Annotated in this window: 16 protein-coding genes; 12 read left to right on the top strand and 4 right to left on the bottom strand. The window is 63.9% G+C overall.

The annotated features are described in order from the left end of the window. The first annotated feature begins 1 nt into the window (after window position 1). The 11 genes from prcA to ACLKOZ_RS07320 all read left to right on the top strand — a co-directional run bounded on the left by prcA (window position 2) and on the right by ACLKOZ_RS07320 (window position 12,717). Window positions 2-709 carry a proteasome subunit alpha gene (prcA, locus tag ACLKOZ_RS07370; RefSeq protein ID WP_337351211.1) on the top strand — a complete coding sequence of 236 codons (708 nt, stop codon included), beginning with the start codon at window positions 2-4 and terminating at the stop codon, window positions 707-709. A 1-nt stretch (window position 710) separates the two neighbouring features. Next, window positions 711-2,075, top strand: a complete 1,365-nt coding sequence (gene pafA, locus ACLKOZ_RS07365; protein WP_337348267.1) for a Pup--protein ligase — start codon at window positions 711-713, stop codon at window positions 2,073-2,075. Window positions 2,076-2,182: 107 nt separating this feature from the next. Beyond that, window positions 2,183-3,118 (top strand): FKBP-type peptidyl-prolyl cis-trans isomerase, encoded by a 936-nt coding sequence (locus ACLKOZ_RS07360; RefSeq protein WP_436473955.1) that lies wholly within the window; start codon window positions 2,183-2,185, stop codon window positions 3,116-3,118. A 78-nt stretch (window positions 3,119-3,196) separates the two neighbouring features. Further along, the gene (locus tag ACLKOZ_RS07355) at window positions 3,197-3,592 is read left to right on the top strand and encodes an FKBP-type peptidyl-prolyl cis-trans isomerase (RefSeq protein ID WP_337348265.1); all 396 of its coding nucleotides are present in this window, start codon (window positions 3,197-3,199) and stop codon (window positions 3,590-3,592) included. A gap of 103 nt (window positions 3,593-3,695) precedes the next feature. Continuing rightward, window positions 3,696-5,681, top strand: coding sequence for a helix-turn-helix transcriptional regulator (locus tag ACLKOZ_RS07350; RefSeq protein WP_436473952.1), 1,986 nt, complete (start codon window positions 3,696-3,698; stop codon window positions 5,679-5,681). A gap of 10 nt (window positions 5,682-5,691) precedes the next feature. Then, window positions 5,692-6,033 carry a hypothetical protein gene (locus ACLKOZ_RS07345; protein ID WP_436473950.1) on the top strand — a complete coding sequence of 114 codons (342 nt, stop codon included), beginning with the start codon at window positions 5,692-5,694 and terminating at the stop codon, window positions 6,031-6,033. Window positions 6,034-6,065: 32 nt separating this feature from the next. Continuing rightward, window positions 6,066-6,341: a Sec-independent protein translocase subunit TatA gene (tatA, locus tag ACLKOZ_RS07340; RefSeq protein ID WP_337348262.1), complete on the top strand. Its 276-nt coding sequence runs from the start codon at window positions 6,066-6,068 to the stop codon at window positions 6,339-6,341. A gap of 48 nt (window positions 6,342-6,389) precedes the next feature. Then, the gene (tatC, locus tag ACLKOZ_RS07335) at window positions 6,390-7,184 is read left to right on the top strand and encodes a twin-arginine translocase subunit TatC (RefSeq protein WP_337351208.1); all 795 of its coding nucleotides are present in this window, start codon (window positions 6,390-6,392) and stop codon (window positions 7,182-7,184) included. A 24-nt stretch (window positions 7,185-7,208) separates the two neighbouring features. Then, window positions 7,209-10,154: a DEAD/DEAH box helicase gene (locus tag ACLKOZ_RS07330; protein WP_436473947.1), complete on the top strand. Its 2,946-nt coding sequence runs from the start codon at window positions 7,209-7,211 to the stop codon at window positions 10,152-10,154. A 58-nt stretch (window positions 10,155-10,212) separates the two neighbouring features. Continuing rightward, window positions 10,213-11,874, top strand: coding sequence for an amidohydrolase (locus ACLKOZ_RS07325; RefSeq protein ID WP_436473945.1), 1,662 nt, complete (start codon window positions 10,213-10,215; stop codon window positions 11,872-11,874). A 102-nt stretch (window positions 11,875-11,976) separates the two neighbouring features. Then, window positions 11,977-12,717 (top strand): polyprenol monophosphomannose synthase, encoded by a 741-nt coding sequence (locus tag ACLKOZ_RS07320; protein WP_337351205.1) that lies wholly within the window; start codon window positions 11,977-11,979, stop codon window positions 12,715-12,717. Window positions 12,718-12,841: 124 nt separating this feature from the next. On the opposite strand, the gene ACLKOZ_RS07315 is transcribed toward ACLKOZ_RS07320, so the two are convergent. The 4 genes from ACLKOZ_RS07315 to ACLKOZ_RS07300 form a co-directional block, all read right to left on the bottom strand. Continuing rightward, window positions 12,842-13,189, bottom strand: coding sequence for an RNA polymerase-binding protein RbpA (locus ACLKOZ_RS07315; protein ID WP_056627246.1), 348 nt, complete (start codon window positions 13,187-13,189; stop codon window positions 12,842-12,844). Between the two features lie 244 nt (window positions 13,190-13,433). Then, on the bottom strand, window positions 13,434-14,381 hold the full coding sequence (locus ACLKOZ_RS07310) for an SPFH domain-containing protein (protein ID WP_337348257.1): 948 nt from the start codon (window positions 14,379-14,381) through the stop codon (window positions 13,434-13,436). A 38-nt stretch (window positions 14,382-14,419) separates the two neighbouring features. Next, the gene (locus ACLKOZ_RS07305) at window positions 14,420-14,884 is read right to left on the bottom strand and encodes an NfeD family protein (protein WP_436473942.1); all 465 of its coding nucleotides are present in this window, start codon (window positions 14,882-14,884) and stop codon (window positions 14,420-14,422) included. A 135-nt stretch (window positions 14,885-15,019) separates the two neighbouring features. Further along, the gene (locus ACLKOZ_RS07300) at window positions 15,020-15,892 is read right to left on the bottom strand and encodes a methyltransferase domain-containing protein (protein WP_436473940.1); all 873 of its coding nucleotides are present in this window, start codon (window positions 15,890-15,892) and stop codon (window positions 15,020-15,022) included. A 98-nt stretch (window positions 15,893-15,990) separates the two neighbouring features. On the opposite strand from ACLKOZ_RS07300, the gene ACLKOZ_RS07295 reads away from it, so the two are divergent. Then, complete coding sequence (locus ACLKOZ_RS07295; protein ID WP_436473939.1) at window positions 15,991-18,009, top strand: S9 family peptidase; 2,019 nt, start codon at window positions 15,991-15,993, stop codon at window positions 18,007-18,009. The last annotated feature ends 12 nt before the right edge of the window (window positions 18,010-18,021 follow it).

The raw sequence follows: 18,021 nt of genomic DNA, 5'->3' as shown, positions 1-18,021 counted from the left end.
AATGACCCAGCAGTTTTATGTTTCCCCCGAGCAGCTGATGAAGGACCGTGCGGACTTCGCACGGAAAGGCATTGCCCGCGGCAGGTCCGTCGTGGTGGTCAGCTGCCAGGACGGCATCGCGCTGGTGGCCGAGAACCCCTCGCCGTCCCTGCATAAGATCGGCGAAATCTACGACAAAATCGCTTTTGCCGCCGTCGGAAAGTACAACGAGTTCGAGAGCCTCCGGCAAGCCGGGGTGAGGTATGCCGACGTCCGGGGCTACTCCTACGACCGCGAGGATGTCACCGCCCGCGGACTGGCCAGTGTCTACGCCCAAAGTCTTGGCGCAGTGTTCACTGCGGAGCAGAAGCCTTTCGAGGTGGAGCTGGCGGTCGCCGAAGTCGCCCAGACCCAGGAAGAGGACCACCTCTACCGCCTTACGTTTGACGGGTCCATCGCAGACGAACAGGGGTTCATCGTGATGGGCGGCCAGGCGGACCGGGTCTCAGCCGCCATCGCGGACGGCTGGCGCGCTTCGCTGCGTTTCCCGGGAGCGATCCGCTTGGCGATGGGAGGACTCGTCACCGACGCCGAAGCCGGCGCGCTGCCGGCCACGGCGGTGGAAGTCGCTGTCCTGGACCGGCTCTCGGAGAGCTCGCGCGGGTCCCGGCGTGCATTCCGACGATTGAACGACGCCGACATCACGGCGCTGCTGGCTGAGGAGGACTGAGATGGACAAGAGGATCTTCGGTATCGAGACCGAATTCGGCATTTCGTATTCGAGCCCCGATTCGCGGCCGCTGGCCCCGGAAGAGGTGGCCCGGTACCTTTTCCGCAAGGTAGTCAGCTGGGGACGCTCGTCCAACGTCTTCCTGACCAACGGCTCACGCCTCTACCTCGACGTGGGATCGCACCCCGAGTACGCCACCGCCGAGTGCGACGACCTCGCGCAGCTGATCGCCCATGACCGGGCCGGCGAACTGATCCTCGATGACCTCGTGGACGAAGCCCAGTCCCGGCTGGCGGCAGAAGGCTTCAACGGCACCGTCTACCTGTTCAAGAACAACACCGATTCCGCCGGCAACTCCTACGGCAGCCACGAAAACTACCTGATTCCACGGCGTGGGGAATTCTCCCGGCTCGCCGAAATCCTCATTCCGTTCCTCGTGACGCGGCAGCTGATTGCCGGCGCAGGAAAAATCCTCAAGACCCCGCACGGCGCGACCTACGCCTTTTCCCAACGTGCAGACCACATCTGGGAGGGCGTGTCCTCGGCCACCACCCGGTCCCGTCCCATCATCAACACCCGGGACGAGCCGCACGCCGACGCCGAATTCTTCCGCAGGCTCCACGTGATCGTGGGCGACTCGAACATGTCCGAGACCACCGCCCTCCTCAAAGTGGGAACGGTGGACCTGATCCTCCGCATGATCGAGGCGGGTGTGATCATGCGCGACATGCGTATGGAGAACCCCATCCGGAGCATCCGGGAGATCTCCCACGACCTCAGTGGACGGGCCTTGGTCCGGCTGGCCAACGGACGCCAACTCACAGCCCTGGAGATCCAGCAGGAGTACCTGACGAAGGTCACTGCTTTCGTCCAGGAGCATGGGGCGCACAACCCGCACGTGCCGCTGATACTGGACCTGTGGGGCAGGACGTTGAGGGCCATCGAGAGTGGAGACACCAGTTCGATTGACACCGAGATCGACTGGGCCATCAAAAAGAAGCTGATGGACAACTACCGGCAACGGCACGGGCTCGGCCTTGATGCACCGCGGATCGCACAATTGGACCTCACTTACCATGACATCTCCCGGACGAGGGGGCTGTACTACCTCCTACAGTCCAGGGGCGCCGTCCGCCGCGTGGTGGACGACACCGTGGTCAAGGATGCAGTGGACGCTCCGCCGCAGACCACGCGCGCCAAACTGCGCGGCGACTTCGTCCGGCGTGCCCAGGAACTCGGCCGGGACTACACAGTGGACTGGGTGCACCTGAAACTCAATGACCGCGCCCACCAGACCATCCTCTGCAAGGATCCGTTCCGCAGCGTGGATGACCGTGTGGATGCGCTCCTGGACTCTATGGGCTGACACCCAGCTTCAGGGGCTATTCTGGATGGGGCCGTTCTTCGGTCCTGAGCTGCGCCGAGCGAAATTTTACGGTGCAGCGTCCATCCTGCCCCGACGAAAGTTCTTACGTGCGCCGACTACTAGCAATCCTTATCCCCGGTCTGCTGCTGCTTACCGCCTGTGGAGGCGGGACGCCCGCAGCACCGGAGCCCACCAGCCAGTCCGCAGGTGATACTGCCAAGTTCGACTCCCTGAAACTGACGGACAACGGGGACAAAAAAGCTCCCGGTGTTGAGTTCACCAAGCCGCTGGACGTAGCGGAGCCCACCATCAAGGTCGTCACCGAAGGCACCGGCGATTCCCTCAAGGCGAACCAGGTGGCCAACATTTCCATCCTCGCCCTGAACGGCACTGACGGGGCCACGCTCGAAGACACCTACGCAGGCGAACCCGAGCCCCTGGAACTGAACGAGGAGCTAAAGACCGGCGGCGCCGTCATCTATAACGCTTTTGTCGGTTCCAAGATCGGCTCGACCCTGGCCCTGGCCATTCCTGGCAAGGCGGCAGCCGCTGAAGGCGCCGCAGCGCAGCCCACCCAGCTGCTGCTGATTAAGGTACTTTCAGCCACGGATGTAACCCCGGTGCTCGAAAAGCCCGAGGGTGAAACAGTAACCCCGCCCGCCGGCCTCCCCACCGTCAAGGACAACGACCAGGGCGTGCCGGAAATCTCCGTTGAGGGTGTCGCAGCCCCGACTGCCCTCGTGTCCCAGGACCTGATCAAGGGCACCGGCGCGAAAGTCAAGGAAACCGACACACTGACGGTGAACTATGTGGGCGTCACCCTGGTTGGCGGCACCAAATTCGACTCCAGCTTTGACCGTGGCGAGACGGCCAGCTTCGCGCTGACCGGCGTCATTCCGGGCTGGACCAAGGGCCTTGCAGGCAAGACGGTGGGCTCCCGGGTCCTTCTGGTCATCCCCAAGGACCTCGCGTATGGTGATGCAGGCCAGGGCGAAGCCAAGGGCGACCTTGTCTTCGTCGTGGATATCCTCGGCGCCAAATAGCCCCATCGAGGGCCCCAAACCGGGCCCGGCAAGACTTCAGGCAAAACTTCACCCGCCCAACAAATAAAAGGAGCAAGCATGTCATTTGGTCAGCGCGAATTCGACCGCCAGAAGCCGGAAATTGACTTCCCGGAAGGCGATGTTCCCACGGAACTGGTCATCACCGACCTCATTGAGGGCGACGGTGCCGAAGCGAAAGCCGGCGACACCGTGTCCACCCACTACGTAGGTGTCGCCTGGTCCACGGGCGAGGAATTCGACGCCTCCTGGGGCCGGGGCGCTCCGCTGGACTTCCGGGTCGGAGTTGGCCAGGTCATCCAGGGTTGGGACCAGGGCCTGCTGGGCATGAAGGTTGGCGGCCGTCGTCGCCTCGAGATCCCCTCGGAGCTGGCTTACGGCTCACGCGGCGCCGGGGGAGCGATCAAGCCCAACGAAGCCCTGATCTTCGTGGTTGACCTCGTGGGCGTCCGCTAAGCGGAGCCCTCCAGGCCCCAGGGCGCGGTAATGATCGGATGAGCTCATCCGTTCATTACCGCGCCTTCTGCTTTCCCCCGCGGATTTTAGTAACGTAGCGAGGGTGTCCCCATCCCGTACAGAACGCCTGCTTAATCTCCTGATAGCCCTCCTGAACACCAGGTATGGCCTGCACCGCAGCGATTTGCGCGAAACGGTCTACCGTGACGTTGCCGGCAACGACGTGTCTTTCGGGCGGATGTTCGAACGGGACAAGACTGACCTGCGAAACTTCGGGTTCGACGTCGAAACCGTCACCGACCTCGGATGGAGCGAGGACGACCCCGCAACCACGCGATACCGGATCGGCAAGGAGTCCAACCGGCTTCCGGACGTCGAACTCAGCCCAGGGGAGTGGACGGTGATTCTCTTGGCCTCGCAGCTCTGGGAGCGTGCGGCCCTGGGCACCGCCGCGGCCAATGCCCTGCGAAAGCTCCAGGCGTCCAGCCGCCTCACTGACGTTGAACTGCCTCTCGGGGTCCAGCCGCGGATCAAACCCGCAGGAAAGGCCTTCGACGACCTCGTCGCAGCCATGCACGCCCAGCACCCGGTCTCCTTTTCCTACCTAGCGGGAAGTACAGGGAAAGAAGAACAGCGGACCGTTGAACCGTGGGGCCTGGGCAGTCGCTTCGGCCAGTGGTACCTTGCCGGCTACGACCGGACCCGACAGGCTCCTCGGCACTTCCGGCTGTCCCGTCTGACCAGCGCCATCACCGTCCTGGATAAAGAGCGCTACTCGCCGCCGGCGGACTTCAACATCCGGGCGGAACTGGACCGGCTGCCGGAACTGCCGCTCCGGACCGCCGAGGTGGATGTGCGGGCCGGCCGCTTGCTGGGGCTTCGCCAGCGGGCCCTGCCAGGCGACATTGGCCCATCGGGAACGCCCGATGCCGGCTACGACCGCCTGAGCGTCCAGTACCGGGACGTGGAGGTACTTGCAGAGGAACTGGCCTCCTACGGTCCGGACGCCACCGCTGTGACGCCTGATGACCTCGTCACGGCTGTCCGGCGCCGGCTGCGGGCCGCGGCCGACTTCTGTGCGGCCCCGATTCCGGTCATTGACTTTCCGAACCAGCCCCGGCCGGGCAGCGTCCGGACCCGGACTTCCGAAGACCAGCTCAAACGCATGCTCCAGCTTGTTCCGTTCCTCGTCCACAATCAGGGATTGCACATCCAGGAGGTCGCTGAACGGTTTGGCGTCACGCGCAAGGAACTTGAAGGGGACCTGCAGATCCTGATCTGCTCCGGGCTGCCCGAGGGATATCCTGACGACCTCCTGGATATCCAATGGGAGGACGACCACGTTTACATCACGCAGGACCTGGACCTCAAAAGACCGGTCAGGTTCACCGTGGAGGAAGCCTGCGCACTCCTCACGGGCTTGGAAACACTGAACGGGCTGCCGGAACTCGCTGAAGGCGGCGCTCTGGAGTCGGTCACCCTGAAACTGATGGCTGCAGCCGGAGAGGAAGGGCTGCGCGCGGGAATGTTGGCCGGGCCGGAAGTCGGCCCCGCTGATTCGGCCACGCTGGACGTCGTCCGCCAAGCAATCGAGTCCCGGTCGCAGCTTCGCCTGGTATACCTGTCACCGCTGCGGGACCGCGTTTCCGAACGGAACGTGGACCCTCTTCGGCTCTATTCGCTGGACAATACGTGGTACTTCGAAGCCTACTGCCACTCCGCCCAGGGCCTGCGGAACTTCCGTCTTGACCGCGTGCAGGAGCTGCACCCGAACGGCAACGCGGCGTCGACAAGGCTGCAGCCCAACGAAGGTTTCCCGGCCAAGTTGTTTACACCGAACGACGACGACACGACTGTGACAGTCCAGCTCACCAGGCGGGGCGCCGGGCTGGCAGAGGACTACTACGCCGAGCGGACTTCGCCCCTTCCCGACGGCGGTCTGCTGGCTGAAATCCGCTTTGGCAACACGGCGTGGCTACCAATGTTCGTGGCGCAGCACGGCGGGGCGGTGCGCATCCTGGAGCCACGGGAGCTTGCCGACCAGTCCCGCGCCTGGGTCGCGGCGGCACTTGCCCGATACGGCGGCTAGACTTCTCAGCATGCCTTGGTGGTCTTGGATCCTTATCTGGATAGCGCTTGTTGCGGTATCTGTGCTGTTTTATGTCCTGTTGGGCATCCGGTTGTTCCGCCAGTTCATGGCGACGCTCAAGGATCTGGGGGCAGCCGGTGAGAAGCTGGGTCATTTCAGCCCCGCCCCTGCGCCGGTGCAGGCTCCTCCGGCAACCCTTCCGGGTGCAGCGGTTTTTGCCTCTCCTGTGCAAATGCGACATGATTACCACACATCCAAATCAGCCCGCCGGGAAGACCGCCGCCTGAGGCGGGTCCAGCGCAGGACTGACCGTGGCCAGCGGCAGTCGCTTGGCGATCTGGACTTCACTTAGACGTAGGATGTTTTAAGAGGAAAGGAATTCCCGTGGGAAGACTCTTTGATGGCCCCTGGCCGATCGTCATTATTATCGTTGTTGCTTTGCTGCTCTTCGCCGCCCCTAAGCTTCCTGCCATGGCTCGCAGCCTTGGCCAGTCCATGCGGATCATCAAGTCCGAGGTCAAGGAAATGAAGAACGACGGCAAGACCGAAACCCCCGCTGACACGACCGGACCGGTGGAGGGCAAGATCGTCAACCACCCGCAGGCAAAGCCCGGTGACGCGACGGACGGTACTGATGTACCGCCGTCGAACCGCGCCTAACCCACGGTGGCACTGACGAGGGGCCGCAAAGCCAACCCAGAGGGCCGCATGGCCCTTTGGGACCACCTCAAGGAACTCAAGAACCGGCTGATCAAATCCGGGATCGGTGTCCTGGTCGGCGCGATCGGCGGATGGATTCTTTATAACCCGCTGCTGTCGGCGCTCAAGGAACCGGTGGACCGGATCGCACAGCAGACCGGTGGCGTATCGTCGGTCAACTTCTCGAACATCGGGTCGGCATTCGATTTCCAGCTGCAGATGTCTCTCATCATCGGCTTGGTCATTTCGAGTCCCATCTGGATCTACCAGCTGTGGGCTTTCATCACCCCGGGACTGACCAGCACTGAACGCCGTTACACCTTGGGCTACATGGCTGCCGCCGTTCCGCTCTTCCTTGCCGGCATTTGGGCAGGCTGGCTTGTGGTCCCACAGGTCGTCCGCGCCCTCACACAGTTCACCCCCGCCGGGTTCTCCAACATCATCGACGCCAGGGACTACATCGACTTTGTCACCCGGATGGTCCTTGTCCTCGGGTTTGCCTTCCTGGTCCCGGTGGTTTTGGTAGGGATCAACATGGCCGGCGTCGTCACCGGTCGGACCATCCTTAAGGCTTGGCGCATCACTGTATTCCTGGTGTTCGTCCTCGCGGCCATCGCCGCCCCGGGTGCTGACGCTATCTCCATGTTCATGCTGGCAGGGCCCTTGCTGGTGCTCTTTTTCGCAGCCATCGGCCTCTGTCTGCTGAACGACAAGCGCCGTGCCCGGCGAGTGGCCAAGCGCGAAGCCGAGACCGAGGCAACAGCCGACGTCGCGACGCCCGGAAACGAACTGAAGAACCTGTAGCCCCGCGCCCACTAGGCTGGAGTCATGTCCTCTATTTCCGGGCCGCCCCCCGCGGGTCCGTTCCCTTCCCGGCCGACCGTTCCAGAGCAGCTGTCGCCCTCTGAAAGTTACCGGGCCAGCACGGAGCGGACAGCCGAGGCCGCGAGCTATCTGGGCGGCTTCGTCCGCACCCTCGATTTTGAGCTGGACGACTTCCAGCGCCAGGCCTGCAGATCCCTGCAGGAAGGCAGGGGCGTATTGGTCGCCGCACCCACCGGCGCCGGAAAAACCATCGTGGGTGAGTTCGCGATCTATCTCGCACTCGAGCGCAACCTCAAAGCCTTCTACACCACGCCCATCAAAGCCTTGAGCAACCAGAAGTTCGCCGAGCTTTCGGAAAAGTATGGACCCGAAAACGTTGGCCTCCTGACGGGGGACACCAGCATCAACGGCGAAGCGCCGGTGGTGGTGATGACCACCGAGGTCCTCCGTAATATGCTCTACGCCGACTCCGCGTCCCTGGATGACCTTGGCTTCGTGGTGATGGATGAAGTGCACTACCTCGCGGACCGCTTTCGTGGCGCCGTCTGGGAGGAAGTCATCATCCACCTGCCCAGTGAGGTTCAGGTAGCTTCGCTGAGCGCCACGGTCTCAAACGCGGAAGAGTTCGGGGCCTGGCTGGACACCGTCCGGGGCGACACCGACATCATCGTCTCGGAGCATCGGCCCGTGCCATTGTGGCAGCACGTCATGGTGGGCAAGGAAATCGTGGACCTCTTCGCCGGCGAGACCACTTTTGACGAGATCGCCCCACCTGCAGACGCGGAGACCGGAGTACCGGCCCCTGCAGCAGTGCCGGAGGAGTTGCCCGGCCGTGGATTCGAGGTCAATCCGGACCTGTTGGCCATGGCAAGAAGCGAGAGCCAGCAAAGTTTCCGCGGACGCTTCGGCCACGGCGGCCGCAGCCAACGCCGACAACACAGGCAGCGCGGAGACGACAGGCCGGGCCAGGGCCCCCAGCCAGTCGGCGTCCGGAAGGCCAGCCGCCCCCAGGTCATTGCCAGCCTCGACCGGCAGGACCTGCTGCCGTCCATCACCTTCATCTTTTCCCGTGCCGGCTGTGATGCAGCCGTGGCACAATGCGTCTCCTCCGGGCTGTGGCTGACCACGGAGAAAGAGCAGCGCATTATTGCCCAGCGCGTTGACGAGGCCGGGCAGGACATCCCCTCCGAAGACCTTGATGTGCTTGGCTTCTGGACGTGGAGGGACGGCCTGCTCCGGGGCTTTGCGGCCCATCACGCTGGAATGCTGCCCACCTTCAAGGAGGTCGTGGAGAAACTGTTCGTTGAGGGCCTGGTCAAAGCGGTCTTCGCCACGGAAACGCTCGCCCTGGGTGTAAACATGCCAGCGCGGTCCGTAGTCCTGGAGAAACTGGACAAGTTCAACGGCGAAGCCCACGTGGATATCACAGCAGGGGAGTACACCCAGTTGACGGGCCGCGCGGGCAGGCGCGGAATCGACGTCGAAGGCCATGCGGTAGTGCTGTGGCAGCCAGGAACGGATCCGACGGCGGTGGCCGGGCTCGCATCGCGCCGGACATATCCGCTCAACTCCAGTTTCCGCCCGACTTACAACATGAGCATCAACCTGCTGGCGCAGTTCGGCCGCGCCCGGGCCCGCGAAATCCTGGAATCCTCCTTTGCACAGTTCCAGGCGGACCGCTCGGTGGTGGGCCTCGCCAGGCAAGTGCGCAGCAGGGAGGAATCGCTGGCCGGCTACGCCAAGTCGATGACCTGCCACCTGGGGGACTTCACCGAATATGCAAGGCTGCGCCGGGAGCTCTCAGACGCCGAAAACATGACCTCCCGGAGCAAGTCGCGGGCAAGAAAGTCACTCAGTGACGACTCCTTGGCGCGGCTGCTGCCGGGGGACGTTGTGGATGTACCCGGCGGACGAGCCCCAGGGCCGGCGATTGTGCTGAGTGCCGATCACAGCAGCCGGGAACCGAGGCCGGCCGTCCTGACGCTGGACAACCAGCTGCGCCGAATCGGGACCGAGGATCTGGAAGGGCCCATTGCGCCCATGACCCGGATCCGGATCCCGAAGTCCTTCAACGCCAAAGTGCCCAAGTCACGGCGTGACCTTGCCTCGTCAGCACGGAATGCCCTGCGGGAAAACCGGCCACCGGCGGCCACCAGCAGCCGGAACAATGACTTCGGCCTGGCTACGGCGCTGCCCAACCAGGAAAAGCGCATCGCTGACCTCCGGCGGGCGCTCCGCGCTCACCCCTGCCATGGCTGCAGTGAGCGTGAAGACCACGCCAGGTGGTCCGAACGCTGGTGGAAGCTGCGCCGGGAAACCGACGCCTTGGTCAGGCAGATCCAGGGCCGGACCAACACCATCGCCAAAACGTTCGACCGCGTCTGCGACGTGCTCTCGGCCTACGGCTACCTGGAAACCACGGCTGACGGACGGCAGTCCATCAGCGCGGACGGCCAGCGGCTGCGGCGCATATATGGTGAAAAGGATCTGCTGATCTCCCAGTCCCTCCGACTTGGTGCTTTCGATGACCTGGACGCCGTCGAAGTTGCGGCCCTTGCCAGCGTGCTGGTGTACCAGGCCAAGCGCGAGGACCGGGGGCTCCGGCCGCGGATGCCCAGCATCTCGCTGGAGTCATCCGTGGACGTCGTCATCCGGGAATGGTCCTCGCTTGAGGATGTGGAGGAACAGAACAAGCTTCCTTTGACCGGCGAGCCGGAACTGGGCCTGGTGTGGCCGATGTACAAGTGGGCAAAGGGCAGGCACCTGCAGGAGGTGCTTAACGGCACGGACCTTGCCGCAGGCGACTTCGTACGGTGGGTCAAGCAGGTCATCGACCTGCTTGACCAGCTCGCCAAGATTCCCGGGCTGGAACCCCGCCTTGCCCGGCTCTGCACCGAAGCCATTTCCTTGGTCCGCCGTGGCGTGGTGGCCTACTCGTCCGTCGTCTGACCTACCTGCCGCTGCCACCTCCGCGCGCGGCGCACTATCTCAAGGAGCCTTACAACACATGACCGAAGCAAAGTCTGCCACGCCGTCCCCGAACGAGCGCAAGGTGGTGCTTTACCGCAACGGTTCCGTGTACACGGCGGCGGATCCTTTTGCCACTGCCATGCTCGTGGACGGCGAAACAGTGGCGTGGGTGGGATCTGAGCAGGCGGCGTCATCCATCGCTGACAGCACCATGGAGGTCATCGACCTCCATGGTGGCCTGGTGGCGCCGGGATTTGTCGACTCGCACATCCATTTGACCGAAACGGGGATCGCCCTGGACTCCCTCCAACTTGGCCTGGTCAGATCCGCCCGGGAGTTGCTGGACGCAGTCCAGTCTGCGCCCGGGGAGGGTACCGTGCTCGGACACGGCTGGGACGAATCCACCTGGCACGATCCTTCCCTGCCCACCGCCGATGAACTTGAGCGCGCTGCGCAGGGCCGGCCTGTCTACCTGTCCAGGGTGGACGTTCACTCAGCCCTGGTGTCCCGTTCCCTCACCGCCACGGCCGGCCTGGCACAACTGGACGGATTTTCGCCGGAAGGCCACCTAAAGCGTGCGGCCCATAGCGCTGCCCGGCAAGCCACCCGGAACCTGCCGGAGGAAGCCTTGCGCAACTACCAGCGGCGCGCACTGGCTGAGGCGGCAGCGAACGGCTACGTCGCGGCCGCCGAAATGGGGGCACCCCACATTGGCGGGATGGCTGACCTTCGACTGGCTGCGTCCTGGAACCTTGGCTGGCCCGGAACAGAAGCGTTCCCGGAGGTACTCCCGTACTGGGGAGAACTGGCTCTGACCCCGGAACACGCACAGTCGATCCTCGATGAACTGGGGGTGCCCGTCCGTGGACTTGCGGGCGACTTGAACATCGATGGATCCATCGGTTCCAGGACCGCGGCGCTCCGTTCCGACTACAGCGACGCGACGGGGGAGCGGGGCAGCCTATACCTTTCGGTGGACCAGGCTGCTGCCCATCTCGCCGCGTGCTCCCTCCTTGGAATCCAGGGCGGGTTCCACGTCATAGGCGACGCCGGGCTGGACACCGCCCTCGCGGCCCTTGACCTTGCCGCCGATGAAGTGGGGGGACAACGTATCCGGTCTGCGGGCCACCGGTTTGAGCACGTCGAGATCGCAGATTCCAAGGCAGTGGAGCGGCTGGCGCATTACTCCGTCACGGTCAGTTCGCAGCCTGGATTTGACGCCGCCTGGGGCGCAGACGGAAGCCTTTACGCTCAACGCCTTGGCAGCCGCAGCAGCAGCATGAACCCCTTCGCCTCGTTCTACTCAGCCGGTGTGCCCATCACTTTCGGAAGCGACAGCCCGGTAACGCCTTTGCGCCCCTGGGCGAGTGTCCGCGCATGCCTGGAACACCACAATGCCGATCAGCGGATCTCGGCCCGCGCCGCCTTCCTTGGCCACACCCGCGCCGGCTGGCGGGCTGCGAAGTACCACAACCCCATGGCCGGGCAGTTGGTTCCGGGGGCACCGGCAAGTTTTGCTGTGTGGGACGTCGAAGAACTTATGGTCCAGGTGGCTGACGGCAGGGTCCAGTCGTGGAGCACCGACCCCCGTGCCCGCACCCCCCTCCTCCCCGCCCTGGACACGGATACGGACCCCGTTTGCCTGCAGACGGTCCGTGATGGAGCCGAGTTGTACTGCAACCCGGCCCTCCGCTCCTGAACACGGCCCACCGGGCATCACCCTATAATGGGAAGTTGCGCCTGCCAGTGCCTCCGCTGCGCACCAGGTGCTCTGACCGCTTTCATCCAGGAAAGGCTCTCCGTGCGCGTCCTCACCATCATTCCTACTTACAACGAGCTGGAATCGCTTCCCAAGACCCTCCAACGCCTTCGGGCAGCCGTGCCGGCGTCGGATGTACTGGTGGTCGATGACAACAGCCCTGATGGGACGGGGCAGTTGGCTGACGGCTTCGCTGCCGAAGACTCCCAGGTCCACGTTTTGCACCGCAAGGGTAAGGAAGGCCTTGGCGCTGCATACATTGCGGGCTTCAAATGGGGTTTGGACGCCGGCTACGACGTCCTGGTGGAAATGGACGCTGATGGCTCCCACAAGCCGGAACAGCTGCCGCTCCTTCTGGACGCCATTGACCAGGGCGCAGACCTGGCGATGGGTTCGCGGTGGGTCGCTGGCGGCAGCGTGGTCAACTGGCCGTTGTACCGCCAGGCCATTTCCCGGATCGGCAGCACTTACGCCCGCATCATGCTGGGCCTGAAGATCAAGGACGTCACCGGCGGTTACCGGGCCTTCCGCAGGACCACCCTGGAAAAGCTTAACCTCGACCAGGTGGACTCCGTGGGTTACGGTTTCCAGGTCGACCTCGCCTGGCGCGTCGCGAAGATGGGGCTAAGGATTGAGGAACGGCCCATCACCTTCGTGGAGCGTGAGCTGGGTGCGTCGAAGATGAGCGGTAACATCGTTGTGGAAGCAATGATCAACGTCACCAAGTGGGGTCTGCTGGCCCGCTGGAACAAGCTGACCGGCAAGGATTCTTCCCAGACATGACCGCCGCGCTGGGCGGCGGCCGCCGCCCGGCTTTTGGTCAAACCTGAAAAGGGCCGTCCGGCACCTGTTGGTGCGGGACGGCCCTTTCAGTATGCCGCTCGGCGGCTCTTACTGGTCTGCGGAGTTAGGCTGTGCGCCGTTCGCCACGGCGTTCGCGCAGGATTGTGAGACGGTCTTCAAGAATCTGCTCCAGCTCGGGGAGGCTCCGCCGCTCAAGCAACATGTCCCAGTGAGTGCGGACGGCCTTTTCGTTGCTGGTGTCGGGACGCTCGCCGTCAACCAGAAGCGCTTCCTTGCCGGTCTTGGAAACCCAGACCGGGGGGATTTCCGCCTCGGAGGAGAAGGTGACAAAGACCTGCTCGCCATCCTCGCACCTGTATTCGACACGCTGACGCGGAGCCGGCTCCACGCCTGACTCGGTCTCCATGCTCTGCGCGCCAAGGCGCATACCCCGCAGGCTGCGATCGCTCATGTTTTCTCCCTCTGGTCGGTTCGCGGAGCAAGGCCCCACGCTAGCCGGGGGCGGTACAGGCCGCCCGGACTACTGTGTGCACTGTGCTGCATCAATAGATTCAACGCATTGCGAAGCTTTCTTGTTCCGTCGGTTCTCACCGGACCGGACAAATATTCAATTATACGGGTTTTGGGGACCGGTCACCAAACTGATGGGGATCCGCGCCAAAGCACGGATCCCCATCAGTATGTGGTGTTTCGGGTCAGGACCCTGGCTGCTTGGCAGCCACCTCATCGAACAAACCCCCGCTGGCCTGAGGGTCGGGGTTGGTGCCGCCGAGTGCATTCCCGATTCCCTTCAGTGCTTCGCCGACTTCACTGGGGATAATCCACAGCTTGTTGGAGCTTCCCTCAGCGAGCTTAGGCAGGGTCTGAAGGTATTGGTACGCCAGGAGCTTCTGGTCGGGATTGCCCTTGTGGATGGCATCGAAGACCTTTTGAATGGCCTGCGCTTCACCGTCAGCACGGAGGATGGCCGCCTTTGCGTCACCCTCTGCGGCCAGGATGGATGCCTGGCGCTGGCCTTCGGCAGTGAGGATCGCCGACTGCTTGGTGCCTTCTGCAGTGAGGATGGCAGCGCGGCGGTCACGTTCGGCGCGCATCTGCTTTTCCATGGAGTCCTGGATGGAATGCGGCGGATCAATGGCCTTCAGCTCAACGCGCGAGACCCGGATGCCCCATCGGCCGGTTGCCTCATCCAGCACACCGCGCAGCTGTCCATTGATCTGGTCCCGGGAGGTCAGGGCCTCTTCCAGGTTCAGCCCACCGACGACGTTTCGCAGCGTGGTGGTGGTCAGCTGCTCAACGGCCTGGATGTAGTTCGCGATCTCGTATGTGGCAGCGCGTGGATCGGTGACCTGGAAATAGACCACGGTGTCGATGGATACCACCAGGTTGTCCTCGGTGATGACCGGCTGCGGCGGGAATGACACCACCTGTTCCCGAAGGTCAAGGAGGGGCAGTAGTCGGTCGACGAAGGGAATCAGGATGGTCAGGCCGGGGTTCAGCGTCCGTTGATACTTACCGAGGCGTTCTACAACACCGGCCCGCGCTTGCGGGATGATACGCACCGAGCGGACCAGAACAATTATCACGAACACGATCAGGACCACCAGCACAATGGCCACTGCGGCTCCTCCTGCGTTATCCATACATCTCCTCTTATCCCCAGTTGTTATTGAAGCTGTATCTAGGCCGGGCCGGCAGGTTCCGGCTGGGCTGTAACCACAGCGGTGGCGCCGTCGATAGCGGAAACCACTACCTTCTGGCCGGCCGCCAGAACTCCGGCTGCCGAGCGGGCGGTCCAGACGTCGCCGCCGATCTTTACGAGGCCACCGGTGGAACTGACTGGTTCCATCACCAGCGCCTGCTCGCCGATGAGCCGGTCAACGTTGGTGCGTTGTTCGCTGGGCCCTTTTTTCAGGTGCGTGAGTGCCACTGGCCGCACGAAGGCAATCATCAACAGTGACACCACGCAGAAGACCACGATCTGCAGCCAGAGGTCGGCGCCGGCGAAGTCTGCGACCAGGGCAGCGAGGGTACCGCCCCCGAGCATGATGAAGAACAGGTCAAGTGTGATCATCTCGATCACTGCAAAAGCGAGGAAGGCGGTGAGCCACAGTGCCCACCAGTTCTCGCCAAGCCACTCAAACATTCCGTCCCCCTTCGACAGCCTTCGGTCGTGCAGCGTGCAACGACGGCAGGCCCTCAGTACTGTCCTCCAATCGTAGTCCGAAGGGCAGCAGGGCGTTAGGTTGCGCCGACTTTCGCGGGGATAGTGGCCAAGTCGTTACCGGGACGGTGTCAGGCGGAAGACGCTGATGCGGAACCGCGCCGCCACAGCGGTGTTAGATTCCAGTTTGGCCAGACGTGCGGACAGCTCCGCGCGGTCCAGGTGATGACCGGCCGGACCCATGTAGGCGAGGTCGGCAACTTCCTCGGGTGAAAGGACCAGTGGAATGTCGAGGTCGTGGACGGCTTCGAGGCTGAACTGGGCAGACATCGCATCAACGAGCTTGTCGTCTTTGCCCTCTTCGATCCCGAGCATCCCCGTCTGCCCGGCTATGGCCGCGAGGTGGCCGGTCCTGGGCGTGACCACCACCAGCCGTCCGCCGGGCCGGAGGACGCGGGCGAATTCCGCCGGGTTCCGGGGCGCGAAAATCACCGTCACGACGTCGATGGCATGGTCCGCCACGGGCAGCGGCTGCCACACATCGCATACGAGATTGACGGCTTCGGGATTAAGGCGGGCCGCCCGCCTCAGGGCGAATTTTGAGATGTCCAAGCCGATGGCCGTGACATGGGAGGACGCTGCCGTGGCCGCGTCAAGCATCACCCGCAGGTAGTAGCCAGTGCCGGTGCCGGAGTCCAGCAGGGTCGCCGCTTCCGTGGGAAGGAAGGGAACGACGGCGGCAGCCACTGCCTCGGCGAGCGGACCGTAGTGGCCGGTCGCCAGGAAGCTCACTCGGGCGGCCACCATTTCGGCGGTATCGGCCTCGAATGCGGTGCCTTTCCCGACGAGGAGATTGAAGTATCCCTGTTTGGCGGCGTCGAAGCTGTGTCCCTCAGCGCAGGCCAGGACTGGCGTACCGGCGTCGCGGGTCATGTTCAGCTGCGAACGGCAGACTGTGCAGCGCAGCGCCAGTACAGGGGAGGAGAGCATGTCCACCATCTTATGGCGGCTGGCCGGGCAGACACCGCGCGCGGGGACCACCCGGCGTTCTTCTCCCGGGGAGGGGCGCAGGTTAGGCTCACGGGGTGATGCCAGAACACCTCCCGCTGTTAAACACCGTATCGGCTCCGGCCGTCCACCCTGACGGGAGCCGTGCCGTGGTTTCGGTCACCAGACCCGACTTTGATGCCGACGCCTATGTCGGACAGCTATGGACTGTCCCCCTGGATCCCGGGCTCCTGCCGCGCCGGATCACCCGGGGCTTCAAGGATTCGGCACCTTCCTTCTCCCCGGACGGCCTGGCATTGGCTTTTCTGCGCGCAACGGGGCCGTCCGCGAAGCCGCAGCTGTTTGTTGTGGAAGCAGGTGGCGGTGAACCGCGGGCGTTGACTGACCGGATCCTGGGCGTCGACGGCTTTTCCTGGTCACCGGATTCCCAGCGGATTGTCTTCAGCTCCCGGCAACCTGCCGCAGGCCGCTACGGTACCTGGGAGAACGTAGGACACGCAGCTGAGGATCCGCGGCTCGTCACCGAGTTCCAGTACCGGCTCAACGGGGTGGGGTACACGAAAGACAAACCTGCCCAGCTTTTTGTCCTGGACGTCCCGGAATTTGGCGAGGAACCGCGCGTTGTTCCGCGCGGACGTGCCCAGCAGGACCACAAGCCAGCTGGCGACGTCCCCCTCGCCACGCAGTTGACTTCCGCAGCCACCGACCATGACAGCGCGGCATTCAGTGCCGACGGTGCCTTCGTCTACTATGTTTCCGCACCCGCCGGGAGCGACGAATCGCTGGAGACGGGCATCTACCGTGTGCCGTCCGGGGGTGGAGAACCACTGCACGTGGAGCAGGACGGAGCGCCGCGGCAAACCGTTCACGCCGTCCGGCAGTCCAGGGACGGCAAGTGGCTGTTCTTTGTCGCCAGGGATGTCGGTGAATCCGGAACGGACTTCGTCGCCCGCAACGCGGCACTTTACTGCATGCCCACGGGGGGCGGCGAAGCAACAGCGCTCACAGACCCGGAGATCATGGACGTTGCCTGCCCAGGCGACCGCCTCGAACTGCGCGGGCCGGCCGGAGCCCTAGTGCTGAACAACGCCCAGGGCACCGTGGAACTGCTGGAGTTGCATGCCACAGGTGAGCATGCATTGCTGGTTCATGGGGACCAGGTTGTTACCGGGGCCGCCTGGGCCGGCGGATCCATGTTCGTCTCGTTCAGCAGCCCTTCCACCGCCGGCGATGTGGCCATCCTCGAGGACGGGCAATTGCGGCTCCTCACGGATTTTTCCGCTGCGCTTCGCCGGCAGGCGGAGCTCACCATTCCCCAGGAGCTCACGTTCCCTTCAGCGGACGGATATCCGGTACACGGCTGGCTGTTCATGCCTGCGGGCAAGGGGCCCCATCCTGTACTGCTGTCCGTTCACGGCGGGCCGTTCGCCCAGTACACGGTGGCCATTCATGACGAAGCCCAGGTTTATGCGGGTGCCGGCTATGCGGTGCTGATGTGCAACCCGCGAGGCTCCGCAGGCTACGGCCAGGACCACGGACGCGCCATCAAAGGGGCCATGGGCACCCTCGACATGCAGGATGTCCTGGCGTTCCTTGATGGGGCGCTGGAGAAATTTCCGGGCTTGGACACCGGCAGGCTTGGTATGGTGGGTGGCTCCTATGGCGGTTATCTCACCGCGCTGACCATTGCCCGCGACCACCGTTTCACAGCTGCCATCGTGGAGCGTGGATTCCTCGATCCGGTCAGTTTTGAAGGATCGGCGGACATTGGGTGGTACTTCGGTGCAGAGTACGTGGGCCGGTCGCGCTCTGCCGTGGCGGCGCAGAGCCCAATGGAACATGTGGACGAGGTCCGGACTCCCGCGCTGGTCATTCACAGCGAGGATGACCTGCGGTGCCCGGTGGAGCAGGGCCAGCGCTACTTCACTGCCCTGAAGCGGAACCGGGTCCCGACCGGGCTGCTCCTGTTCCCGGGCGAGGACCATGAACTTTCCAGGACAGGTACGCCACACCACCGTCGCCTCCGGTTCGAGCACATCCTCCGCTGGTGGTCCCGATACCTGCCGACGGCGGCGAACCCCGCTGGGACCGACGCCTGAGGGCCCGGCGGC

It is taken from the genome of Arthrobacter sp. R4, assembly GCF_051365025.1.
Lineage (GTDB): Bacteria > Actinomycetota > Actinomycetes > Actinomycetales > Micrococcaceae > Arthrobacter.
Note: the sequence above shows the minus strand (reverse complement) of the source record. Positions and strands in the feature narration are given on the sequence as shown.